A 23,516-nucleotide genomic window follows, 5' to 3' on the forward strand; every position below is an offset into this window, starting at 1 on the left:
AAATATCGTGAGGGGTGACGATGGGAACGCGACTCGCCTCCCGGCGTACACATGGGCTGCTCAGTGCCGCACTGACCGCGACCCTGCTGCTGTCTGCCGAATCAGTACTGGCCGCCGCACCGGCGTCAGCCGCCCCGGACACGGGGTCACCGGCGGCGGGCCGGTTGGCTGCCGCGTTCGACACCGCCGCCACACGGTACGACGTCCCCCGCGACCTGCTCGTCGCCCTCGGCTACGCCGAGACCCGCCTGGACTCCCACGGCGGCGCGCCGAGCGCGGCCGGCGGTTACGGCCTCATGCACCTGGCCAGCAACCCCGAGCTGCGCACCCTCGACGAGGCGGCGGCGCTGACCGGGCTCAGCCGTGGCGCGCTGCGCGCCGACGCCGCGAACATCACCGGAGCCGCCGCCGTGCTGCGCTCCTACGCCGACCAGGCCGGGCTGACGCCGACCGAGCGTGACGACGTCGACGAGTGGTACGCGCCGGTGGCCCGCTACGGCGGGGCAGCCACCCTCTCGCTCGCCCGGCTCTACGCCGACGCCGTCTACGACCTGCTCCGCACCGGCTTCGACACCGGGCGCCGCGAACTGGCGCCGGTGCCCGGCCGACCGGTGGCGCCACGGCGGGACGTACCGGGTCGGGTGGCGGACGGCGTCGGGACCCTCAGCACCGACTACGGGCCAGCCGCCTGGGCACCCGCGAGCACCAGCAACTACACCGTCGCCAGCCGGCCCGCCAGCCACCCGGTGCGGTACATCGTCATCCACGTGACGCAGGGCAGCTACGCCGGCTCGATCAGCTGGTTCCAGAACCCGGCGTCCAAGACCAGCGCGCACTACACGTTCCGCTCGTCGGACGGCGCGGTCACCCAGTCGGTCCGCGAGAAGGACATCGCCTGGCACGCGGGCAACTGGACCTACAACACCCAGTCCATCGGCATCGAGCACGAGGGCTGGGTCGACAACCCGGCCTGGTTCACCGACTCGATGTACCGGGCGTCCGCGACGCTCACCCGCACCCTCGCCGACAGGTACGGCATCCCGAAGACCCGGGCGCACATCATCGCCCACAGTGAGGTGCCCGGGGCGACCCACACCGACCCCGGCCCGAACTGGAACTGGACCTACTACATGCAGCTGGTCAACCAGCAGACCGGCGTCGGCTCCGGCACGGTGGACGCCGAAGGGCTGGGCCTCAACGTGCGTTCCGGGCCCGGCACCGGCTACGGCATCGTGGGTTCCGTCACCGACGGCACGACCGTCAGCATCTACTGCCAGGCCGTCGGCACCACGGTGACCGGCCCGCACGGCACGACCAACGTCTGGGACCGGATCGGCACCAACCGGTACGTCTCCGACGCATACGTCCTGACCGGCCACGATGGTTTCATCCCCGGCGTGCCACGCTGCTGACCCGCGGTCCGGGCCGGCCGGGCGCGTCGGCTCGGTCGGCCCGACCTGTCAGTCCAGCCGGTCCACGACGAGTTCGTGGACCGCGGCGAGCAGTTCCTCGTCCCGTTCCGGGTGCGCGGTGACGGTGACGGCCGCACGGCGGGCCGGGCTGACGACGACGTACTGCCCGTAGCGGCCGTCGAGCCGGTACGTGTCGCCCCGGTCGATCCACACCCCCAGCCCGTACCCGTGGGTGAAGGGTTCGCGGTCCGTGACGGCGCTGGTGTCGACCCGCTCCGCCGTCATCCGCCGCACGTACGCCGCCGGCACGACCTGCCGGCCGTTCCACCGGCCCTCCTGCGCCAGCAGGCGGGCGAACCGCGCGAGCTCGCTGGTGCGGAGGAAGAGGTCGCTCTCGGCGAAGGGGTGGCCCAGCGGGCACGCGTGCCAGGCCGGGTCGTGCAGGTCCAGCGGCCCGAACAGGCGCGGCAGCAGGAACGACCGCAGGTCCGCCCCGGTGACCCGGGCGATCACCCGGCCGAGGGCGGGCCCCACCGCCACGGACGTGAACGTCTTGGCGACGGAGTACACGTTGACCCGGTCGTCCGCCCGGAAGCGGTGCTCCACCGGCGGGTGGCCCTCGCGGTCCACGCAGCTGCCGTGAACGCCCAGGGCGCGGTCGCGATCCGCCCCCACGAAGTCCGCGAGGAGGTCGGCGCTCACCGGCGCAGGATACGTGGGGCCGCGGCGGGCGAACCGGGCGTCCACGGCCTCCGGTGACCGGCTGCCAACGTCCCCGTGTTTTCCCGACCGGCCCGGGGGTACCGGCCAAGATGCCTGCTCACCACCGTTGTCCGGAGGAATCGATCAGATGGATGCCAGCAAGCCCGCCAAGGCGGTCAAGGATGTCGTGGAGGCTGCCGCCGGGAAGGTGGCCGACGTCCTGACCCCTGATGTTCCCGGCGCGCCGGGCAGCGCCCCGCCGACCGTCGGGGAGCCGACGACGCCCCACGACCCGCTGCCGCCGAAGAAGGAACAGGGCACCCCGGAGACCCGTACGCCGACCGGCGCGACGACCGGCGCGCCGACGAGCGCGAACGGTCAGCAGGGCGCCTTCCTCACCACGTCGCAGGGGGCGCGGCTGCGCGACACGGACCACTCGCTGAAGGCCGGCCCGCGCGGCCCGGTCCTGCTCCAGGACCACCACCTGCGCGAGAAGATCACCCACTTCGACCACGAGCGCATCCCCGAGCGCGTCGTGCACGCGCGCGGGGCCGGCGCGCACGGCGTCTTCGAGGGCTACGGCGCCGCCGGGGGAGTGACCAGGGCCGGCTTCCTGGCCAAGGGACGGACGACAAACGTCTTCGTGCGGTTCTCCACCGTCCTCGGCTCGCGCGGCTCGGCCGACACCGTCCGCGACACCCGCGGCTTCGCGACGAAGTTCTACACCGACGAGGGCACCTTCGACCTCGTCGCCAACAACATGCCGGTCTTCTTCATCCAGGACGCCGTCAAGTTCCCCGACATCATCCACGCCGGCAAGCCGCACCCCGACCGGGAGATCCCGCAGGCGCAGAGTGCGCACGACACCTTCTGGGACTTCGTCTCCCTGCACACCGAGGCGCAGCACCACACCATGTGGAACATGTCCGACCGGGGTATCCCGCGCTCGTACCGCATGATGGAGGGCTTCGGCGTCCACACCTTCCGGCTCGTCAACGCGGCCGGCGAGACGGCGCTGGCCAAGTTCCACTGGAAGCCCAAGCTGGGCGTGCACTCCCTGACCTGGGAGGAGGCGCAACTGCTCGGCGGGGTGGACCCGGACTTCCACCGCCGGGACCTCTACGACGCGATCGAGGCCGGCGCCTTCCCCGAGTGGGAGCTCGGGCTGCAGGTCTTCCCCGACACCCCCGAGGAGACCTTCGCCGGGATCGACCTGCTCGACCCGACGAAGCTCGTGCCGGAGGAGTTGGCGCCGGTGCAGCCGGTCGGGCGGCTGACCCTCAACCGGACGCCGACGAACTTCTTCGCCGAGACAGAGCAGGTCGCCTTCCACCCCGGGCACCTGCCCCCGGGCATCGACGTGACGAACGACCCCCTGTTGCAGGGCCGGCTGTTCTCGTACGTGGACACGCAGCTCACCCGGCTGGGCGGGCCGAACTTCTCGCAGATCCCGATCAACCGTCCGCACGCCCCGGTCAACGACATGCTGCGCGACGGCTTCCACCAGCAGGCCGTGCACGCCGGGGTCGCGCCGTACCGGCCGAACTCGCTCGACGGCGGCAACCCCTTCCCGGCCGGCGACGGCGACAACGCGTTCGTCGACGTGCCGGTGACGGTGGCGGAGGCGCCCAAGGTACGCGCCAACCCGGTCTCGTTCGACGACCACTTCAGCCAGGCCCGCCTGTTCTGGCTGAGCATGTCGCCGGTGGAGAAGGAACACATCATCCGCGCCTACACCTTCGAGCTGGGCAAGTGCTACCACCAGGCGATCAGGGAACGGCAGCTCCGGTGCCTCGCCAACATCGACCCGGTGCTCTGCGCGGAGGTCGCCACCGGGCTGGGCCTGCCCGCGCCGGAGCCGACCGTGCCGCTCGCCGATCCCGCGCCCAGCCCCGCGCTCTCGCAGGTCGGCGGGAGTTGGCCCGCCGATGGCCGTACGGTCGGGATCGTCGTCGACCCCGCCACCGGTCTGGACGACGTCGACCAGGTGCGCCGGGCCGTGTTCGACGCCGGCATGGTGCCGCTCCTGATCGCCCCGCACGGCGGCACGGTGGGCGACCTGCCCGTGCAGCGGGCCTTCGCCACCGGCCGCTCGGTCGAGTTCGACGTGCTGCTGCTGGCCGGGGCTGCGGCGCCCGCCCCGGACGCGCTGCCCGCCCGCGACGCCAAGGCGGGGGCGGCGGAGTCGGTGGCCGTGGATCCGCGAGTGCTGCTGCTGGTCGAGGAGTGCTGGCGGCACGCCAAGGCGATCGGCGCGTGGGGTGCAGGTGTCGACGTGCTGCGGCGGGCCGGGGTGACCGGCACCCCCGGCGTGGTGACGGGTGACTCCGGGGCCGAGGTCCTCGCCGCCGTGGCGCGGTTGCTGCCCGCGCACCGGGTGTGGGAACGGTTCCCCGCCTCGGTGGCCTGACGCACACCGTCCGACGAGGGCTGCTCTCCCGTGTACCGGGAGGGCAGCCCTCGTCGCGCGCTGTGCGTACCGCGGACGGGCGGGCGGCGGTCGGGGCCTCGGCCCTGCGACGGGAGGAGCCTTGCGCGGGTGCCAGGCGGAAACTATGTTATCGATAACATCGATCCTGCTCGCTGCTTCATCCGGCGGTCGCCCGGCCGACCTGCCGGCCCTGCGCCCGGCCCGGCCCGCTCGCCGACAGCTGCCCCGTCCCCCACCGACCAGCCCCACGTCCCGCGCTCGGAAGAGTCGTGCCAGGAGGGCCGGTCACGTCGCCGGGCCGCCGACCGCCGCTCCCCCGCGCCACCACCCGAGAAAGGTCACCCCCATGGCCCTGACCCGACGAGCCTTCACCCTGGGCGCGGTCGCCACCGGCGCGGCCACCGCCGCCGGCCTGACGATCGCCCCCCGGGCGGCCTTCGCCGCGACCTACACCGGCTACGTGATGACCTACTTCACCGAGTCACCGAACTTCGTCGGCGCGGACTACGGCCTGCACCTCGCCGTCAGCCGCGACGGCCTGAACTGGACCCCGCTCAACCAGAACAACCCGGTGGCCACCCCGACCGCCGGCCAACTGGGGCTTCGCGACCCGTTCGTCTTCCGCAAGCAGGACGGCACGTTCATCGTGATCGCGACCGACCTGCGCGGCACGGACTTCGGCGTGAACAGCCAGTACCTGCACGTGTGGGACTCGACGAACCTGACCAGCTTCACCGGGTACCGGCGGCTGCGGATGCACACCTACAACAACGCGCACACCTGGGCGCCGACGGTCTTCTGGGACGCCAACCGCGGGCAGTACGGCATCGTCTACTCCTGCAACACCAGCAGCGGGGACGTGTTCCTGGTCAACTACACGTCCGACTTCCAGTCGGTCGGTTCCCCGCAGGTCTTCTTCAGCCCCGGCTTCGGCGTCCTGGACAGCGACATCGTGGTCGACGGCGGGGTCACCTACCTGTACTACAAGAACCTCGCCAACGGAAACCTGTACGGCGCCCGCTCGTCGACCGGCGCCCCGAACAGCTTCACCACCTACACCAGCGCCCTGCGGCAGGGCGACGCCATGGAGGCCCCGCTGCTGGTCAAGCGCAACGACGGCAACGGCTGGTACCTGTGGGGCGATTCCTTCGCCCCGGTGAACGCCGACTACTACGCCTGGTCCAGCGGAAACATCACCGCCAACGCGTGGACCGTCCTGAACCAGCGCGACTACACCCCACCGCTGAACGGCAAGCACGGCTCGATCCTCGGCATCACCGAGGCCGAGTACACCGGCGCGATCAGCCGATGGGGTACCCCGAACTGGGTACGGCTGAAGTCCACCAACTTCCCCGACCGGTTCGTGCGGCACCTCAACGGTGTCGGACGCCTTGACGCGTACCCCTTCGACCCGTACCAGGACCAGCTGTGGCGGCTGGTGCCCGGCCTGGCCGACCCCGCCGGGGTGTCGTTCGAGTCGGTGAACCGCCCCGGCAACTTCCTGCGCCACAGCGGCTACGCCATCCGGCTCGAACCGAACAACAACACCGCCACGTTCCGCGCCGACGCGACGTTCCACCGCACGCCGGGCCTGGCCGACTCCTCGTGGACGTCGTTCCGCTCCCACAACTTCCCGGACCGCTACCTCCGGCACTCCGGCTACCTGCTGCGCATCGACCCGCTGAGCGCCTCCTCCAGCGCCACCGACCGGCAGGACGCCACCTTCCGGATCACGTCGTAGCACCCCGACCGCCAAACCCGGAGGCATCGATGCCCACTCCCTTCCTCAACCGACGACTCCTGCTCAGGTCCGCCGGCGTGGTCGCCGTCGCCAGCACCGGCGGGTCCGCCCTCGGCGCCGTCACCGGCAGCGGCGCGGCCCGCGCCGCCCTGCCCCCGGCCCGGCCCGACATCGGCGTCTCCGCCCACGCGTTCGAGCCCGGCCAGGTCCGGCTGTCCGCGAGCCGCTGGCAGGAGAACCAGAGCCGGACGCTGAACTACCTGCGCTTCGTCGACGTCGACCGGCTGCTCTACAACTTCCGCGCCAACCACCGCCTCTCCACGGCCGGCGCCGCGCCGACCGGCGGCTGGGACGCGCCGACGTTTCCGTTCCGCACCCACGTGCAGGGGCACTTCCTGACCGCCTGGGCCCACGCCTGGGCGGTGCTCGGGGACGCCACCTGCCGGGACAAGGCGAACCGCATGGTGGCGGAGCTGGCGAAGTGCCAGGCCAACAACGCGGCCGCCGGCTTCAACGCCGGATACCTGTCCGGCTTCCCGGAATCCGACTTCACCGCGCTGGAGGCACGGACGCTGAGCAACGGCAACGTCCCGTACTACTGCGTCCACAAGACGCTCGCCGGGCTGCTCGACGTCTGGCGCCTCATCGGCAACACACAGGCCCGCGACGTGCTGCTGGCGCTCGCCGGCTGGGTCGACTGGCGCACCGCCCGGCTCACCACCGCCCAGACGCAGGCCATGCTGGGCACCGAGTTCGGCGGCATGAACGCGGTCCTGACCGACCTGTACCAGCAGACCGGCACCACCCGCTGGCTCACCACCGCCCAGCGGTTCGACCACCACGCCGTGTTCGACCCGCTCGCCGCCAACTCCGACCAGCTCAACGGGCTGCACGCCAACACGCAGGTGCCGAAGTGGATCGGCGCGGCCCGGGAGTTCAAGGCCACCGGCACCACCCGCTACCGGGACATCGCCAGCAACGCGTGGAACATCACCGTCGACGCGCACAGCTACGTGATCGGCGGCAACAGCCAGGCCGAGCACTTCCGCGCCCCCGACGCCATCGCCGGGTACCTGCGCACCGACACCTGCGAGGCGTGCAACACCTACAACATGCTGAAGCTGACCCGGGAGCTGTGGCTGCTGGACCCGAACCGGGCCGCCTACTTCGACTTCTACGAGCGGGCGCTGCTCAACCACATGATCGGCCAGCAGAACCCGGCCGACGACCATGGCCACGTCACCTACTTCACGCCGTTGAACCCGGGCGGCCGGCGCGGGGTCGGTCCGGCCTGGGGCGGGGGCACCTGGAGTACCGCCTACGACTCGTTCTGGTGCTGCCAGGGCACCGGCCTGGAGACCAACACCACGCTGATGGACTCCATCTACTTCCACAACGGCACCACGTTGACGGTGAACCTGTTCATGCCGTCGGTGCTCAACTGGACGCAGCGCGGGATCACGGTCACCCAGACCACCTCGTATCCGGTCGGCGACACCACCACCCTGACCGTCACCGGCTCGGCCGGCGGATCGTGGACGATGCGGATCCGGATCCCCGGATGGACCAGCGGAGCCAGCGTCAGCGTCAACGGCACGCCACAGAACGTCGCCACGACCCCCGGCAGCTACGCCGGTCTCACCCGCTCCTGGGCTCCCGGCGACGTGGTCACGGTCCGGCTGCCGATGCGGGTCGTCATGTCGGCCGCCAACGACAACGCCGCAGTGCAGGCGATCACGTACGGGCCGGTGGTGCTGTCCGGCGACTACGGCAACACCGCTCTGAGCGGGCTGCCCGCGCTGAGCACCGGCTCGATCACCCGGACCAGCACCAGTGCCCTGGCGTTCACCGCCGTCGCCAACGGCGCCACGGTCCGCCTCGGGCCGTTCCACGACGCGCACGGGCACAACTACACGGTCTACTGGAGCGCCGCTGGCGGCGACGACGCGAGCTTCCGCCTGGTCAACGCGGCCAGCAACCTGGTGCTCGGCATCCAGGACATGTCCATGGCCGACGGCGGTCCCGCCCTCCAGTGGGGCGACACCGGCACCGCCGACCACGACTGGCGGATCCTGGTCGACGGGTCGACGATCCGGTTGCGCAACGTCAACAGCGGCAAGGTGCTCGGCGTGGAGAACATGTCCACCGCCGACAACGCCCGCGTCCTCCAGTGGGCCGACAACGGCACCGCCGACCACAACTGGACGCCCGTCGACGTGGGCGACGGCACGCACAAGCTACGCAACGCGCACAGCGGCAAGCTGCTCGCCATCTCCGGCGGCGCCACCACCCAGGGCGCCCAGGCGGTGCAGGACCAGGACAACGGCAGCCCGGACAACCAGTGGCGGTTCGTGCCCAACGGCGCCCGCCGGATCCAGAACCTCGCCAGCGGGCTCGTGCTCGGCGTGCGGGACATGTCCACCGCCGACGGCGGCCTCGTCCTCCAGTGGGGCGACAACGGCACCGCAGACCACCTGTGGACCGCGATCGTGGACACCGGCGGCTACCTGCGCCTGCGCAACACACACAGCGGCAAGGTGCTCGGGGTCGAGGGCGCTGCCAGCGCCGCCGGCGCCCGGATCGTGCAGTGGGCCGACAACGGCACGAACGACCACCGGTGGCGGCTGCGGTACGGCGGTAACGGCTACTTCCGCATCCAGTGCGCCAACGGCGGTCGGGTCCTCGGGGTGAGCGGCGGCTCAGGCAGCCAGGGTGCGCAGATCGTCCTCGCCGACGACAGCGGGGCGGCCGACCGGCGCTGGCGCTTCGTCTGACCGAGCGGGCAGATCCGAAGGTGCCTCCCGCTCCACCCCGGCGCAGCCGGTCGGCTGCGCCGGGGTGCGCCTGGGTCGTCTACTCCAGGTGGAAGGTGGCGGAGGCCCGGTCGGCGTCCGAGCTGACCGCCTCCACGTGGAGCAGGCCGGCACGGTGGCGGACGTAGCGTCCCGGGAAGTTCTGCGACTCCAGCGAGAGCCCGGCGCCGGCGGCCAGGCCGGCCCGGCGGTGGAAGCTCGCGTCGCCGTCGAACAGGGCCGAGCCGTCGTCCCGTTCGACGTACAGGGCGAAGTCACGGTGGCGCAGGTAGTAGCCCGGGAAGTTGGTCGACTCCAGCGACACCGTCCCGGCACCCGCCAGGCCGGCGACGACACGGAACTGCGAGTCGGCCAGGTTGGTCACGTTCGGCTCGACGCGGGCCCGGTGATCGTAGTGTCGGACGTAGCTGGCGGTCAGGTCGTGCGAGCGCAGCCGGACCGGCGTGGCCCCGTCGGGCACCGGGATGCCGAGGTTCGGGGTGCCGTCGGCGTTCCAGTACAGCTTCTGGATCCTGGTCCGCCGGTTCGGATCGTTCAGCGGATCGCCCACGATGTCCCGGTAGTCGCGGTCGTGGTAGACCAGGATGTCGCTCTGCCCGTCCTCGGAGACGGTGAACGAGTTGTGGCCGGGACCGTACTGGCCGGTGGCCGCGTTGCTGGCGAACACCGGGACCGGGCTCTTGCGCCAGGAGGCGGCGTCGAGCAGGTTGGCGGAGGCGGAGGCGCTCAGCATCCCGAGGCAGTAGTTCGCGTCCGTGGCGCTGGCCGAATAGGTCAGGAAGAGGCGACCGTCGCGCTGGATGACGGCCGGCCCCTCGGCCACCCGGAACCCGCGGGTCTCCCAGTCGTACGTCGGCACCACGAGCCTGGTCACCGTGCCCGTGATCTGCCACGGGTTGGCGCCCATCCGGGCGAGGTAGACGTTCGAGTTGGTGGAGATACCGGGCTCCTGCTGCGCCCAGGTCAGATAGCGCACCCCGTTGACCACGAAGGTCGAGGCGTCCAGGCTGAACGTGTCCCACGGGGTCGTGATCCGGCCGCGCTCGGTCCACGTGCCGACCAGCGGGTTCGCGTTCGCGCTCTCCAGCACGTACATCCGGATCCGCCACACGTCGTCCGTCCGGCCCGCGGCGAAGTAGACGTACCACCGGTTGTTGATGAAATGGATCTCCGGCGCCCAGATGTGGGCGCCCATCTCCCCGCTGGTGTGCCGGCGCCAGATCGTCGTCTCCGCCGCCGTGGCCAGCCCCTGCAACGTGCTGGCCCGGCGCAGCACGATCCGGTCGTACTGCGGCACCGTCGCGGTCATGTAGTAGTAGCCGTCGGTGTGCTTGAAGATGTGGGGATCGGCCCGCTGGTTGACCAGCGGGTTGGTGTAGTTCACGGACGGCGCGGCATGCGCCGGCCCGGCCACGGGCAGGCCGGCCGACACCGCGAGCATCACCAACATCAGGGCCAGCGCCGACCGCAGGCGCCGTGGGGCCCGGCAGCCGGCACGGCTGGCGGCTCGGTGGGGTGGGTGGGGTGGCTGCATGTGTCCTCCATGGGGTTGCGCCATCGCCGCGGGCGGCGACTGAGGGGGCGCCCTCGCGGCAGGAAGAAGCACCGGCGAATCGGGACGACGACGGTGGAGTTGCACGGCGAGGCGACTACGATGTTTGCGCTAACATTCATGCCTGTCAAGCGGCTGGCTTTCCGCACCCGCCCTCCCTGCACCACGTACCCCGTCGTCCGGTCAGGCGACGACGGGAGAGCCGTCGCCGGGGACGGCCGGCCGGGTCAGCGCGAGAGGGTGCCGACGCTGCCGCGGACGACCAGGCTCGGTGCGATCGTCCGGCGCAGCGGGCCGACGGCGTCGGACTCGATCTGGGCGAGCAGCAGGTCCAGGCTCGCCCGGGCGACCGCGGCGAAGTCGGGCCGCACGGTGGTCAGCGGCGGAATGAAGTACGCCGCCTCCGGCACGTCGTCGAAGCCGACCACGCTGATGTCGTCCGGTACCCGCAGGCCGTGCTCGTGCAACGCCCGCAGCACGCCCAGCGCCAGGTGGTCGTTGGCGGTGAACACCGCGGTGACCTCCGGTATCCGGGCGAGCATCTGCCCGCACCGGTAGCCGGCTGCCGCCGACCAGTCCGCCGGGATCAACGGCGGCGCCTCGGCGCCCGCCGACCGCAGGGCCTCCCGCCACCCCTCGATCCGGCCCGCGCTGTCGAACCAGTCCGGCGGGCCGGACACGTGCCAGACCGTTCGGTGCCCGGCGTCGAGGAGGTGCTGCGTGGCGGCGCGGGCACCGGCGACCTGGTCGACCGTCACCAGCGGGATCGGCCGCCGCGGGTCACCGTCGACGGTGACCAGGGGCACGTCCTTCGGGAGCCGTTCGAGGGCCTCCCCGGCCGACTCGACCGGCGCGATCACGACGATGCCGGCGACCCGGTGCGCGAGGTGCCGCTCCACCGCCGCGGAGATGGACTGGTGGTCGAGATCGCTGACGCTGCCGACGCTGACCGCGAAGCCCGCCTCGGCGGCCGCCTGTTCGAGGGCGGTCAGCAGCGACGCCGGGCCGAAGAGGGTGGTGTTCTGCGCGACCACACCGATCACCTGGGACCGGCCGGTGACCAGCGCCCGCGCGGCCCGGTTGGGCCGGTAGCCCAGCTCGGCGATTGCCGCCTGGACCCGCAGTCGGGTCTGCTCGCGCACGTTGGGGTGCCCGTTGAGCACCCGGGACACCGTCTGGTGGGAGACTCCGGCGAGGCGGGCCACGTCCGTCATCGCGGGGCTGCGCAACGGCCACCTCACTTTCCCCGCCTGCCCGTCGGTGATCGCGCACGTCGACGTCAACGTCGACGTCGACGGGAGCGGCATCGTGCTGCTGCCTCCGCCACGGCGACGGGTGCCGGGTGACCGGTTGGAACGTCGACAGTCTACGCCAGTCGTCCCGCCGGCCAGGGTACGGCTGAGCCGGCACGTCAGCACGGCCTTGCCGGACACCGGCGAATTGGCGGCAGGCGTTCGCATTCATGGGCCAGCCGGAAACCTCGACCCTGTGCCCGAAAGTTGGCGTCGTGGGGCCTGGACCGGCGAGAAACGGAACTTTCGGCGGCATGTGTCCCGGGGCGGAGGCGGTTTCAGACGATTCTCCGCACCCCGCCCCAGTCATTCGCCGCACGATTCTCAGGCTGCCACACAGCGGGGATGGTGACCGAAGTCACGGTGCCGTCAGGCTGAACCGACGCACCGTCACCGCGCCGCCCAACGACTGGGTGGCGTAGTTGAAGATGCCGAACCGGTATCCCATGAAGAACTGCCAGGCGTTGTTGAGGGTCAGGGCGTTGCCCAGCGGGACGAAGGTGACCCCGTCGGTGCTGTACGAGAACCTCGCCTGACGGCCTGAGCCGGGCCGGATGTCGGCGTTGGCGCGCAGCCAGATCCGCCCGCCGGACACCGGCGCGCTGGCGATCTCGGTTCCGGTGCCGGTGGTGTTCCAGTTGTCGGTCCCCATGGTCAGACCGTTGGTCATGACCACCCGCGTGGCCCCGTTGTCTCGCTTGACGCCGATCCACGCCGAGGTGTCACGCAGCATCGCCAACCCGGACCGGTCGCCGTCGCGCATCGTGGAGTAGTCCAGTTCGACGGTGCCCGTCGAGGTCGGCCCCTGGATCCGGTGGGTCAACGTGTTGCGCGCCCGGTAGAGGTCGTTGGTCACCGAGGCGGCCTGCAGGCGCAGTCCGTTCTCCACCGACCACCGGCTGTTGTCCGGGTTGTGGTTCCACTCGTACTGGACGCCGAGGGTGGTGCCGGCGAAGGTGTCGGTCCCGGTCAGCGGCTTGACCGGACGCGGCGGCAGCGGGTTGGGGTAGTTGACGCCCCAGGAGCCGTTGACCGTCTGCACCTGGGGCCAACCGTCGCTGGTCCAGGTGATGGGGGCCAGCGTCGGCATCCGACCACCGGGGTACGCGTCGGTGAACGCCATGTAGTGCCAGGCGCCGTTCTGGGTCTGCACCAGCCCGCCCTGGTGCGGCACCCCACCGCCGGAGATCGGGCCCGGCATGTTGAGCAGCACCTGTCGCTGCTCGTACGGGCCGAACGGGCCATTTGTCGACTTCAGCACGTACTGGCCGTTGGCCGGGCGGGTGAGCCAGATGTAGTACGCCCCGTTGCGCTTGTAGAAGCGCGCCCCCTCCAGGGTGCCGATGCTCGACGGTGTCTGGTACACCTGCTGGGCCCGCACCTGGGTGCGCCCGTCCGGCGACAGTTGGGCCACGCTGATCGTGCCGTTGCCGTACGCGACGTACATGGTGTCGTTGTCGTCGATCAGCATCCCGGCGTCGTAGTAGCAGTGGGGGATGGTGGCGTGGCGGCTCCACGTGCCGTCGACGGCGGACGTGGTGTAGATGTGCGTCTGGGCGAAGTCGATGCAGCCGGCCCAGTAGAAGGTCCGGTTGCTCGGCCGGTAGTTCAGCGTGGAGGCCCAGATGCCGTCCACGTAACCGTGGCTGCCGTTGGTCAGGTCGTACTTCGTGCCGAAGTCCAGCCGGGGCACCGAGTGCCCCGCGAACTCCCAGTTCACCAGGTCCCACGACCGCAGCACGGGGGCGCCGGGTGAGTAGTGCATGGTGGAGGCCGACATGTAGTAGACGTCGCCGACCCGGATGATGTCGACGTCGGCGAAGTCCTGCCAGACGACCGGGTTGGTGAAGGCACCCCCGGGGTTGCCGGTGTCGCCGACGCGGACCAACTGCCACTGCTGGTGAGCACCGTCGAAGTCGTCGTACTGCACGATGCTGCCGCCGTCGGCGGTGGAGGCGTTCTGCACCTCGACCACCCTGTTCGAGTTGCGGTTGAGCAACCGCACGTATCCACCCGCCGAGTCCGCCAGCCGGAACTGCTGGTTCGTCCCGTTGTGATCAGTCCACTGCACGACGCCCGCACCGTTGGCCGTCGACGAATTCGAGACGTCGAGCACCTTGCCCGAATGCCGCGACCGCAAGCGGTAGTACCCGCCACCGGAGTCCACGAACTGCCACTGCTGCCAGTTCCCGTCGTTACGCGGCCACTGCACGATCCGCGCACCGTCGGTCGTCGCCATGTTGTACAGATCCAACGCCTTACCACTGTTGCGGTTCACCAACACGTACCACGCGGCGGTGTCCACCGTCGCCGCCGAAGCCGGCCCCGGAGACACCGCGACGATCCCGCCCGCCACGAGCACCGTGACCACCGCGGCCGAGAGACGCGACAGCCACCCGCGTCGGCGCGGCGCCGCCCGCGAGGGCTCAGAGGGCTCACCAATGGCAACCATGATTCTCCTTCGAGAGCGCTGACACGAACCGGATTCCGTCGGGGAGCGTCACCCGGGCGCCAGCGGCCACCGCGGCGACCGCCCATCTCGAATGTGATCGCTCACAGCCACGCCGTCGTCATACCGCGCACGAGTTGCACGAGCCCGGAGAGACGGCCTTCGGCCGGCATGCCCTTGGAGGCCGACCGCCCCACCCATCGACTGTGAGCGATAACATGACGTTTCGTCAAGACGGGACGCACGAGACGGGACAGCGACCCGGAACGCCGACGGGGGCCCTCCCCGGCACGGGAGGACCACCCGGGATCACCGACGGAATCGACAAGCGGACCAGGTCGAGGGTGCGCTGATGGTTGCCCTCCCAGGCGGGTCAGAGCCCCCGGGCGAGCCGGTAGTAGGCCTGGTTCCACCGGATCTCGTTCGCGAAGCGGCGGGTGTCGGTGTGCTCGTCGATGACGACCAGTTCGGTCCGGGTCATCTCGGCCAGGTCGTGCAGCTCCTCCACGCCCACCGCCTGGGACAGCACGGTGTGGTGCGGGGCACCGGCGGTGATCCAGGCCTCCGCCGAGCCGGCCAGGTGCGGGCGGGGCCGCCACACGGCCCGCGCGACCGGCAGCCGGGGCAGCGGCTGCGGCGGCGCCACCACGTCGACCTCGTTGGCCACCAGCCGGAAGCGCTCCCCCATGTCCGCGAGGCCGAGCACCACCGCCGGACCGGGCGCGGCGTCGAACACCAGCCTGACCGGGTCCTCGCGGCCGCCGATGCCCAGCGGGTGGATCTCGACCCGTGGGGTGTCGACGGCGATCGTCGGGCACACCTCGAGCATGTGGGCGCCGAGGACCAGCTCGTTTCCGGGCGTGAGGTCGTAGGTGTAGTCCTCCATGAAGGACGTCCCACCCTCGACCCCGACCGCCATCGACTTCAGCGAGTGCACCAGCACCGAGGTCTTCCAGTCGCCCTCACCGCCGAAGCCGTAGCCGTCGGCCATGAGCCGCTGGACGGCGATGCCGGGCAGTTGGCGCAGACCGCCGAGATCCTCGAAGTTCGTGGTGAAGGCCCGGAAGCCACCCTCGTCGAGGAACGAACGCAGGCCCAGCTCCAGACGCGCGGCATAGCGCAGGGAATCGTGTCGGGCACCGCCGGGCCGCAGCTGCGGGTCGACCCGGAGGGTGTCGTCGTACTCCTTGACCAGGTCGTCGATCTGCGCGTCGGCCACCTGGTCGACGACCGCGACGAGGTCGTTGACGCCGTACGTGTTGACCGACACGCCGAAGCGCAGCTCCGCCTCGACCTTGTCGCCCTCGGTCACGGCTACGTCGCGCATGTTGTCGCCGAAGCGCGCCAGCCGCAGCGACCGCATCGCCGAGTAGCCGAGCGCGGCCCGGGCCCAGGCGCCGATCCGGGCGGTCACCCGGGGGTCGCTGACGTGCCCGGCGACGGTCTTGCGGGCGACGCCGAGCCGGGTCTGGATGAAGCCGAACTCGCGGTCGCCGTGCGCGGCCTGGTTGAGGTTCATGAAGTCCATGTCGATCTCGTCCCAGGGCAGCAGGACGTTGGCCTGGGTGTGCAGGTGCAGCAGCGGCGTCTGCAGGGCGTCCAGGCCGGCGATCCACATCTTGGCCGGCGAGAAGGTGTGCATCCAGGCGATCACCCCGACGGCACCCTGCGCGGCGGCGTCCCGACACGCCTTGAGGATGTCGGTGCTGGAGGTGAGGACCGGCTTCCAGACCACCCGGACGGGGATCCCCGGCGAGTCGTCGAGCTGCGCGGCGATCTGCCGGGACTGCTCGGCGACCTGCCGGAGGGTGTCCTCGCCGTACAGGCCCTGGCTTCCGGTGAGGAACCAGACCTCGGGTTCGGGGTGCGTTGCCATGCAGTTGCCTTCCGCGAGATGGGCGGTCACTTGAAGCGGATGCCGATGAGGCGCTGGAGCAGGATGAAGGCGAAGAGCAGGCCACCGATCACGATCCTCGTCCACCAGGAGTTGAGGCTCCCGTCGAAGGTGATCAGGGTCTGGATCACGCCCAGCACCAGCACGCCCAGCACGGTGCCGAACACGTAGCCGGACCCGCCGGTGAGCACGGTGCCGCCGATCACGACGGCCGCGATCACGTCCAGCTCCATGCCGACGGCGATCAGCGGCGCGCCGGAGAGCGTGTAGAACGACAGCAGGATGCCGCCGATGGCCGAGCACAACCCGCTGACCGTGTAGACGGCGATCCGGGTACGCCCCACCGGCAGGCCCATCAGCAACGCCGACTGGGGGTTGCCGCCGATCGCGTACACGGTGCGGCCGAAGCGGGTGTAGGCCAGCACGTACGCGGCGACGAGCACCACCGCGAACGCGATCAGCACGATGACCGACACGAAGTTCCCGCGCGGGTCGCCGATGCGCTCCTGCGACACGGCCGTCCAGAACCCGTCGGTGATGGGAATGGACGCGTCGCTGATGAACGTGCACATGCCCCGGGCGAAGAACATCCCGGCGAGGGTGACGATGAACGGCTGGATCTCGAAGAAGTGGATCGCACAGCCCATCAGGAACCCCAGGGTGGGGCCGATCAGCAGCGCGATGACCAGCACCAGGGCCGCGGGCAGCCCGGCCTGCAGCAGCGACGCCGACACCATCGCGGTCATCGCGACGACGGAGCCGACCGACAGGTCGATGCCGCCGGTGAGGATCACGAAGGTCATGCCGACCGCGACGACCAGCAGGAACCCGTTGTCGATGAAGACGTTGAAGACGACCTGGACGTTGGAGAACGCCTGGTACTGGGACACCCCGACGCCGTACATGACCAGCAGCAGGGCGAGGGTGGCCAGGACCGGGACGTGGCGCCGGGGCACCGCGGGGCGCCAACCGCGGCCGGTGGTCAGTGACGTGCTGCTCATGCCGGCACCTGCTCCTTCTCCCGCCGGGGCGCCGTGGGCCTGGGGGTGCTTCCGCCACGGCGGCGGCTGAACCTGGCCCGGAACGCGGGTGACTGGATGAGGCACACGGCGATGACGACGACCGCCTTGAACAGCAGGGCCGTCTGCGGCGAGATGTTCATGGCGTAGACCGAGGTGGTCAGGGTCTGGATGATCAGCGCACCGAGGATGGTGCCGCCCAGGGAGAACCGGCCGCCGGCGAGTGAGGTGCCGCCGATGACCACCGCGAGGATCGCGTCGAGTTCCACCCAGAGGCCGGCGGCGTTGCCGTCGGCGCTGGACACGTTCGCCGTCATCATGAACCCGGCGATCGCGGCGCAGGCGGCGCTCACCACGTACACGAGGAAGACGACGCGGCTGGACCGGATGCCGGCCAGCCGGCTCGCCTCCGCGTTGCCGCCGACCGACTCGACGATCAGGCCGAGCGCGGTACGCCGGGTGAAGGCGGCGATGAGCAGGGCCGCCGCGAGGGCGATGAAGATGGCCAGCGGCAGGGTCAGGAAGTGCCCGAGCCCGATCGCCCGGTACGGACCGGAGTTGATGGTGAGGATCTGACCCTCGGTGACCAACTGCGCGAGCCCTCGGCCGGCCACCATGAGGATCAGCGTCGCGATGATGGGCTGGATGCCGATCACGGCGACCAGCACCCCGTTCCAGGCGCCGAGCGCGAGCGCCGCGCCGAAGGCCAGCGCGAGCGCCGTGAACACGGTCGAGAGGCTGTTCTGGTCGGGTGCCTCGCTGATGTGGAGGCAGGCGATGGCGCCGCTGATGGCACAGAGCGACCCGACGGAGAGGTCGATGCCGCCGGTGGCGATGACGAGGGTCATGCCCAGCGCGACCAGGATCAACGGTGCGCTGAGCCGGAGGATGTCGACCGGGGTGCCGTAGAGGTGCCCGTTCTTGACCTCGACGGAGAGGAAGCCGGGCCGGTAGACCGTGTTGGCCAGGATCATGACCACCAGCACGAGGACCGGCCAGAACAGGCGGTGCCCGGTCAGCGGGCGGAGGCGGTCGGCGACGGCGTTCATCGGATCACCTCCGCGCTGCCGGTCCCGCTGGCGATGGTCTGCAGGACGCGGTCGGCGTCGAGGGTGTCGTCGTTGTCGAGCTGGGCGACCATCGTCCGGTCCCGCATCACGGCGACCCGGTGGCTCAGCCGCAGCACCTCCTCCAGCTCGGCGGAGATGAACAGCACCGCCATCCCGTCGTCGGAGAGCTGGACCACCAGTTTCTGGATCTCGGCCTTCGCGCCGATGTCGATCCCGCGGGTGGGCTCGTCGAGGATCAGCAGCCGCGGCTCGGTGATGAGCCAGCGGGCCAGGAGCACCTTCTGCTGGTTGCCGCCGGAGAGGTTGCGCACCGGCAGATCCGGGTTCGCGGGCCGGATGCTGAGCGCCTGGATGTACTTCTCGACCAACTCGTCCTGCCGGCGGCGGGGAATCGGCCGCAGCCAACCACGCGCCGCCTGCATCGCGAGGATCATGTTCTCCCGCACCGACAGCTCGGGGACGACGCCCTCCGCGCGGCGGTTCTCGGAGCAGAACCCGACGCCGCGACCGATGGCCTGGACCGGGTTGCGCACCTGCGTCCCGCCGCCGTCGATGACGACGGTGCCGTGGTCGGCGCGGTCGGCGCCGAACAGCAACCGCGCGACCTCGGTGCGGCCGGAGCCGAGCAGGCCGGCGAGCCCGACCACCTCACCGGCGTGGATCCGCAGGCTGAAGGGGGCGACCCCGCCCTTGCGGCCCAGCTCCGACGCGTCCACCAGCGGGGCGGCGTCGGACCGGACGGCGGCGGTCCGCTTCTGGTGCTCGTCGAGGCGCTCCAGCACGTCGAGTTCCTTGCCAATCATCTTCTCGACGAGGCTGAGCTGGGGCAGTTCCTCGGTCCGGTACTCCCCCACCAGGGCGCCGTTGCGCAGCACCGTGATGCGGTCGGCGATGCCGTAGACCTGGTCGAGGAAGTGCGTCACGAACAGGATGCCGATGCCCTCGTCGCGCAGCTGCCGCATGATCCGGAACAGTTGCGCGACCTCACCGGCGTCCAGGCTGGAGGTCGGCTCGTCGAGGATCAGCACCCGGGCCCGTACGTCGATCGCCCGGGCGATGGCGACCATCTGCTGCACCGCCAGGGAGTACGTGCCGAGCTGCGCGGTGACGTCGATGTCGAGGTCCAGCCGGGCCAGGAGTGCCCGCGCCCGCCGGCGCATCTCGCCCCAGCGGATCGCGCCGAACCGGCGGGGTTCCCGGCCGATGAAGATGTTCTCCGCTACGGACAGGTTGGTGCAGAGGTTGACCTCCTGGTAGACGGTGCTCACACCGGAGGCCGACGCCTGCATCGGGCCGCTGAAGGCAACCTGCTCCCCGTCGAGGACGACGGTGCCCTCGTCGATGGCGTAGACGCCGGTCAACACCTTGATCAGGGTCGACTTGCCGGCACCGTTCTCGCCCATCAGGGCGTGGACCTCGCCCGGAAACAGCCGGAAGTCGACGTTGTGGAGCGCGCGCACCCCGGGGAAGGTCTTGCTGATCCCGGTCATGGTCAGGACCGGACGGCTATCCGTCATCCCATCGGACCTCTTCTGGATAGTGTCGGTACGAGAAGCGCAGGCGACGAGCCGGGGTCGCCGTCAGCGGACGGCGACCCCGGCGTCGGTCAGTACTTGCGGTTGGGCAGTGCCTCCTTGGCCTGCTCCTGGGTGAAGGTGGTCTCCTCGGTCTCGATCCGGGCGGGCACCTCCTCGCCGGCGTCGACCTTCTTCGCCAGGTCCATCAGTTGCGGGCCGAGCAGCGGGCTGCACTCGGCGATGAAGTTGAACTTGCCGTCCGCGAGGGCCTGCATGCCGTCCTTCACCGCGTCGATGGTGATGATGGTGACGTCCTTGCCGGGCACCTTGCCGGCCGCGGTGATCGCCTCCAGCGCGCCCAGCCCCATGTCGTCGTTGTGCGCGAACAGCACGTCGATCTTCGGGTTGGCCTTGAGGAACTGCTCCATGACCTGCTTGCCGTCGGCCCGCTTGAAGTCGCCCGACTGCGAGGCGACGATCTTCAGGTTCGGGTTCGCCGCGATCGCCTGGGCGAAGCCTTCCTTCCGGTCGTTGGCCGGCGCCGAGCCGGTGGTGCCCTGGAGCTCGACGATGTTCACCGGCCCGCTGGCGCTCTTGGTCTGTTCCACCAGCCACTCGCCGGCCAGCCGGCCCTCCTTGACGAAGTCCGAGCCGAGGAACGTCTTGTAGAGGGACTTGTCGGCCGAGTCGACGGAGCGGTCGGTCAGGATCACCGGGATGCCGGCGTCCTTGGCCTCCTTGAGCACGGTGTCCCAGCCGGACTCCACCACCGGCGAGAAGGCGATGACGTCGACCTTCTGCTGGATGAAGTTCCGGATCGCCTTGATCTGGTTCTCCTGCTTCTGCTGCGCGTCGTCGAACTTGAGCTCGATCCCCGCCGCCGCGGCGGCCTCCTTGATCGAGGTGGTGTTCGCCGTCCGCCAGCCACTTTCCGCGCCGACCTGCGAGAAGCCCAGCGTGATCTTGCCGTCGTCGGCGGAGCCGCCGCCGGTGTCGCTGTTGCCGCAGGCCGCGACGCTGCCCGTGAGCAGCACGGTGGCGACGACTGCGATCAGGGTACGTGCCGTTCTCCTGGTTCTCATCGTTCTCCTCGGTGGGGTGGTCCGGACACGTGGCGCACGAGCTTGTGTCCGGGTGTGGTGGTGAGGTGGGTACGAGAAGGGGGGCGTGCCGGATGGGTGACGCCGATCGGGAGCTTCGCGGGCTGCGGGTCAGCCGGACGGCGAGCGCTGGCCGTAGACGTTCTGGTACCGGTCGTACAGCGAGGTGACGTCGGCCTGCGCGATCGGCAGCGGCTGCCCGAGCGCCCGGGCCAGGTGCGCGGTGCGGGCGACGTCCTCGCACATCACCGCGGCCTTGACCGCCGCACGGGCGTCCTTTCCGATGGTGAACACCCCGTGGTTGCGCATGAGCACCGCGGGCGAGCGGTGGCCGGACAGCGTGCTGACGATCCCCTTGCCGATGTCGTCACCACCGATCAGCGCGAACGGCCCCACCGGGATCTCCCCGCCGAACTCGTCGGCCTGGGCGGTCAACCAGCACGGGATGGACTCACCCCGGGCCGCCCAGGCGGTGGCGTAGCTGCTGTGCGTGTGCACGACGCCACCGACCTCCGGCATGGCCCGGTAGACGTAGGCGTGTGCGGCGGTGTCGCTGGACGGGGCCCCGTCCCCGTCGACCACGGCCCCGTTCAGGTCGCACACGACCATGGTGTCCGCCGTCAGGGCGTCGTAGTCGACACCGCTGGGCTTGATCACCATGAGGTCCTGGCCCGGTACCCGCGCCGAGACGTTGCCGGCGGTCCAGGCCACCAACGCGTACCGGGTCAACTCGCCGTGCAGGCGGGCAACCGTCTCCCGCAGGACGCTCACCTGCCGCGCCACGTCGGTGTTCATCCGATCGCCTCCATAACCGTGTCGGTCCGTGCCGCAGCCGCGTCCAGGGCCGTGTTCCTGATCGCCCGCAGGCGGAGCATGACGTCGTTGCCGCCCCGGCCGAAGTGGTCGTGCAGCGCGCGGTACTCGGCGTAGAGGGCGTCGTACGCCCGCGCGTTCTCCGGGTCCGGCTGGTACACGCCCTCGTTCACCCGGCCCATCGCCGCCGAGGCCCGGTGGACGTCCGGGTACGCCCCGGCGGCGACGGCCGCGTGGATCGCCGAGCCGAGTGCCGGGCCCTGGGCGGAGCCGATGATGCCCAGCGGGCGGTTGGTGACGTCGGCGTAGATCTGCATGAGCAGCCGGTTGGCGGCGAGGCCACCGGCGACGACCAGGTCGGTGACCGGTATCCCGGCCTCGACGAAGGCCTCGATGATCATCCGGGTGCCGAACGCCGTGGACTCCAGCAGCGCCCGGTAGACGTCCTGCGGCCGGGTCGCCAGGGTCAGGCCGACGACCAGACCGCTGAGGTCGTGGTTGACCAGCGGTGACCGGTTGCCGTTCCACCAGTCCAACGCGATCAGGCCATGGGCCCCGACCGGTTGGCTGGCGGCCAGTTCGGTCAACCGCTCGTGCGACGCGATTCCGGCCGGCGCGGCGTGCGTGACGAACCAGCCGAAGATGTCGCCGACTCCGCTCTGCCCGGCCTCGTAGCCCCAGGCGCCCGCGCTGATGCCGCCGTCGACGACACCGCACATGCCGGGCACCTCGGCGGGGTGGGTGCCGTTGACGACGTGGCAGGTGGAGGTGCCCATGATGGCCACCAGCCGGCCGGGGCTCAGTGCCTGGGCGGACGCGGCGGTGACGTGGGCGTCGACGTTGCCGACCGCGACCGCGATGCCCGCCGGCAGCCCGGTCCAGGCGGCGGCGCGGGCGCTGAGGGTGCCTGCCCGCTCGCCCAGGGCCAGCAGCGGACCATCCAATTTGGTCACGAAGTCGGCGAAGTCCGGGTGCAGGGCGCCCAGGTAGTCGGTCGACGGGTACCTGCCGTCCTGCCGGATGCCCTTGTATCCGGCGGTGCAGACGTTGCGGGTCTCCTCGTCGCACAACTGCCACACGATCCAGTCGGCGGCTTCGACGAAGCGCTCGGCGCGGCGGTAGATCTCCGGATCCTCCTCGAGGATCTGGAGGCCCTTGGCGAACTGCCACTCGGCGGAGATCTTGCCGCCGTAGCGCCCGATCCACGGCTCGTGCCGCTCGTGGGCCAGGGCGTTGATGCGGTCGGCGTGCGGCTGGGCGGCGTGGTGCTTCCACAACTTCACCCAGGCGTGCGGGCGGTGCCGCAGCTCCGGCACCTCGCACAGGGGGGTGCCGTCGGCGAGTGTGGGCAGGACCGTGCAGGCGGTGAAGTCGGTGCCGACGCCGATGACCTGCGACGGGTCCACGCCGGCTTCGGCCAGGGCGGCGGGGACGGCGTGTCGCAGGACGTCGCGGTAGTCCTCCGGGTCCTGCAGGGCCCAGTCGGGGGGCAACGCCGGGCCGCCGTCGGGGAGCACGGCTTCGATCACGCCGTGGCGGTACTCGTGCACCGCGGTCCCGACCTCCGCACCATCGCGGACCCGCACCACCAGCGCCCGCCCGGAGAGGGTCCCGTAGTCGACTCCGACCACGTACCGCTCGCCCGCACCGTCCACACTGCTCATGTCCACCTCCGATCGATGACCGGCATAGTGTTAACGCTCACATCCAA

15 protein-coding genes are annotated in these 23,516 nt (G+C 70.7%); 4 read left to right on the forward strand and 11 right to left on the reverse strand.

The features are described from left to right. Positions 1 to 20: 20 nt before the first annotated feature. Complete coding sequence (locus tag ABZ809_RS23715) at positions 21 to 1,412, forward strand: N-acetylmuramoyl-L-alanine amidase (RefSeq protein ID WP_357564765.1); 1,392 nt, start codon at positions 21 to 23, stop codon at positions 1,410 to 1,412. 48 nt (positions 1,413 to 1,460) lie between these two features. Here the strand turns inward: ABZ809_RS23715 and ABZ809_RS23720 are convergent, their stop codons facing one another. Further along, the gene (locus ABZ809_RS23720) at positions 1,461 to 2,114 is read right to left on the reverse strand and encodes a serine hydrolase (protein WP_357564766.1); all 654 of its coding nucleotides are present in this window, start codon (positions 2,112 to 2,114) and stop codon (positions 1,461 to 1,463) included. 148 nt (positions 2,115 to 2,262) lie between these two features. Here ABZ809_RS23720 and ABZ809_RS23725 point away from each other — a divergent pair, with 148 nt between their 5' ends. The 3 genes from ABZ809_RS23725 to ABZ809_RS23735 all read left to right on the forward strand — a co-directional run bounded on the left by ABZ809_RS23725 (position 2,263) and on the right by ABZ809_RS23735 (position 9,060). Beyond that, positions 2,263 to 4,524, forward strand: a complete 2,262-nt coding sequence (locus tag ABZ809_RS23725; protein WP_357564767.1) for a catalase — start codon at positions 2,263 to 2,265, stop codon at positions 4,522 to 4,524. 367 nt (positions 4,525 to 4,891) lie between these two features. After that, positions 4,892 to 6,286, forward strand: coding sequence for a glycoside hydrolase family 43 protein (locus tag ABZ809_RS23730; protein ID WP_357564768.1), 1,395 nt, complete (start codon positions 4,892 to 4,894; stop codon positions 6,284 to 6,286). A gap of 29 nt (positions 6,287 to 6,315) precedes the next feature. Beyond that, positions 6,316 to 9,060 (forward strand): beta-L-arabinofuranosidase domain-containing protein, encoded by a 2,745-nt coding sequence (locus tag ABZ809_RS23735; RefSeq protein WP_357564769.1) that lies wholly within the window; start codon positions 6,316 to 6,318, stop codon positions 9,058 to 9,060. Between the two features lie 79 nt (positions 9,061 to 9,139). On the opposite strand, the gene ABZ809_RS23740 is transcribed toward ABZ809_RS23735, so the two are convergent. The 10 genes from ABZ809_RS23740 to araB all read right to left on the reverse strand — a co-directional run bounded on the left by ABZ809_RS23740 (position 9,140) and on the right by araB (position 23,469). Next, on the reverse strand, positions 9,140 to 10,633 hold the full coding sequence (locus ABZ809_RS23740; protein ID WP_357564770.1) for a family 43 glycosylhydrolase: 1,494 nt from the start codon (positions 10,631 to 10,633) through the stop codon (positions 9,140 to 9,142). Between the two features lie 245 nt (positions 10,634 to 10,878). Beyond that, positions 10,879 to 11,865: a LacI family DNA-binding transcriptional regulator gene (locus ABZ809_RS23745; RefSeq protein ID WP_357564808.1), complete on the reverse strand. Its 987-nt coding sequence runs from the start codon at positions 11,863 to 11,865 to the stop codon at positions 10,879 to 10,881. 436 nt (positions 11,866 to 12,301) lie between these two features. After that, positions 12,302 to 14,395, reverse strand: coding sequence for an RICIN domain-containing protein (locus tag ABZ809_RS23750; protein WP_357564771.1), 2,094 nt, complete (start codon positions 14,393 to 14,395; stop codon positions 12,302 to 12,304). Positions 14,396 to 14,765: 370 nt separating this feature from the next. Beyond that, positions 14,766 to 16,268 (reverse strand): L-arabinose isomerase, encoded by a 1,503-nt coding sequence (gene araA / locus ABZ809_RS23755; RefSeq protein ID WP_357564772.1) that lies wholly within the window; start codon positions 16,266 to 16,268, stop codon positions 14,766 to 14,768. Positions 16,269 to 16,294: 26 nt separating this feature from the next. Further along, complete coding sequence (gene yjfF, locus ABZ809_RS23760) at positions 16,295 to 17,287, reverse strand: galactofuranose ABC transporter, permease protein YjfF (protein ID WP_357564773.1); 993 nt, start codon at positions 17,285 to 17,287, stop codon at positions 16,295 to 16,297. Further along, positions 17,284 to 18,354 carry an ABC transporter permease gene (locus ABZ809_RS23765; RefSeq protein WP_357564774.1) on the reverse strand — a complete coding sequence of 357 codons (1,071 nt, stop codon included), beginning with the start codon at positions 18,352 to 18,354 and terminating at the stop codon, positions 17,284 to 17,286. Before ABZ809_RS23765 ends, yjfF begins: the two co-directional genes overlap by 4 nt. Further along, positions 18,351 to 19,892, reverse strand: a complete 1,542-nt coding sequence (locus ABZ809_RS23770; protein ID WP_357564775.1) for a sugar ABC transporter ATP-binding protein — start codon at positions 19,890 to 19,892, stop codon at positions 18,351 to 18,353. Before ABZ809_RS23770 ends, ABZ809_RS23765 begins: the two co-directional genes overlap by 4 nt. Before the next feature lie 89 nt (positions 19,893 to 19,981). Then, positions 19,982 to 20,974 (reverse strand): ABC transporter substrate-binding protein, encoded by a 993-nt coding sequence (locus tag ABZ809_RS23775; protein ID WP_357564776.1) that lies wholly within the window; start codon positions 20,972 to 20,974, stop codon positions 19,982 to 19,984. Between the two features lie 129 nt (positions 20,975 to 21,103). After that, on the reverse strand, positions 21,104 to 21,787 hold the full coding sequence (locus tag ABZ809_RS23780) for an L-ribulose-5-phosphate 4-epimerase (RefSeq protein WP_357564777.1): 684 nt from the start codon (positions 21,785 to 21,787) through the stop codon (positions 21,104 to 21,106). After that, a complete protein-coding gene (gene araB / locus ABZ809_RS23785) occupies positions 21,784 to 23,469 on the reverse strand; it encodes a ribulokinase (RefSeq protein WP_357564778.1) in 1,686 nt (561 codons plus the stop codon). Before araB ends, ABZ809_RS23780 begins: the two co-directional genes overlap by 4 nt. Positions 23,470 to 23,516: the final 47 nt, after the last annotated feature.

Origin of the sequence: Micromonospora sp. NPDC047074, from assembly GCF_040643815.1 — a bacterium.
In the GTDB taxonomy this organism is placed as follows: domain Bacteria; phylum Actinomycetota; class Actinomycetes; order Mycobacteriales; family Micromonosporaceae; genus Micromonospora.

Bases quoted from the DNA above. Each gene is read 5' to 3' on its own strand.
- ABZ809_RS23715 (WP_357564765.1), top strand. From the start codon at position 21: ATGGGAACGCGACTCGCCTCCCGGCGTACACATGGGCTGCTCAGTGCC.
- ABZ809_RS23725 (WP_357564767.1), top strand. From the start codon at position 2,263: ATGGATGCCAGCAAGCCCGCCAAGGCGGTCAAGGATGTCGTGGAGGCT.
- ABZ809_RS23730 (WP_357564768.1), top strand. From the start codon at position 4,892: ATGGCCCTGACCCGACGAGCCTTCACCCTGGGCGCGGTCGCCACCGGC.
- ABZ809_RS23735 (WP_357564769.1), top strand. From the start codon at position 6,316: ATGCCCACTCCCTTCCTCAACCGACGACTCCTGCTCAGGTCCGCCGGC.
- ABZ809_RS23740 (WP_357564770.1), bottom strand. From the start codon at position 10,633: ATGCAGCCACCCCACCCACCCCACCGAGCCGCCAGCCGTGCCGGCTGC.
- ABZ809_RS23745 (WP_357564808.1), bottom strand. From the start codon at position 11,865: ATGACGGACGTGGCCCGCCTCGCCGGAGTCTCCCACCAGACGGTGTCC.
- ABZ809_RS23750 (WP_357564771.1), bottom strand. From the start codon at position 14,395: ATGGTTGCCATTGGTGAGCCCTCTGAGCCCTCGCGGGCGGCGCCGCGC.
- araA (WP_357564772.1), bottom strand. From the start codon at position 16,268: ATGGCAACGCACCCCGAACCCGAGGTCTGGTTCCTCACCGGAAGCCAG.
- yjfF (WP_357564773.1), bottom strand. From the start codon at position 17,287: ATGAGCAGCACGTCACTGACCACCGGCCGCGGTTGGCGCCCCGCGGTG.
- ABZ809_RS23765 (WP_357564774.1), bottom strand. From the start codon at position 18,354: ATGAACGCCGTCGCCGACCGCCTCCGCCCGCTGACCGGGCACCGCCTG.
- ABZ809_RS23770 (WP_357564775.1), bottom strand. From the start codon at position 19,892: ATGACGGATAGCCGTCCGGTCCTGACCATGACCGGGATCAGCAAGACC.
- ABZ809_RS23775 (WP_357564776.1), bottom strand. From the start codon at position 20,974: ATGAGAACCAGGAGAACGGCACGTACCCTGATCGCAGTCGTCGCCACC.
- ABZ809_RS23780 (WP_357564777.1), bottom strand. From the start codon at position 21,787: ATGAACACCGACGTGGCGCGGCAGGTGAGCGTCCTGCGGGAGACGGTT.
- araB (WP_357564778.1), bottom strand. From the start codon at position 23,469: ATGAGCAGTGTGGACGGTGCGGGCGAGCGGTACGTGGTCGGAGTCGAC.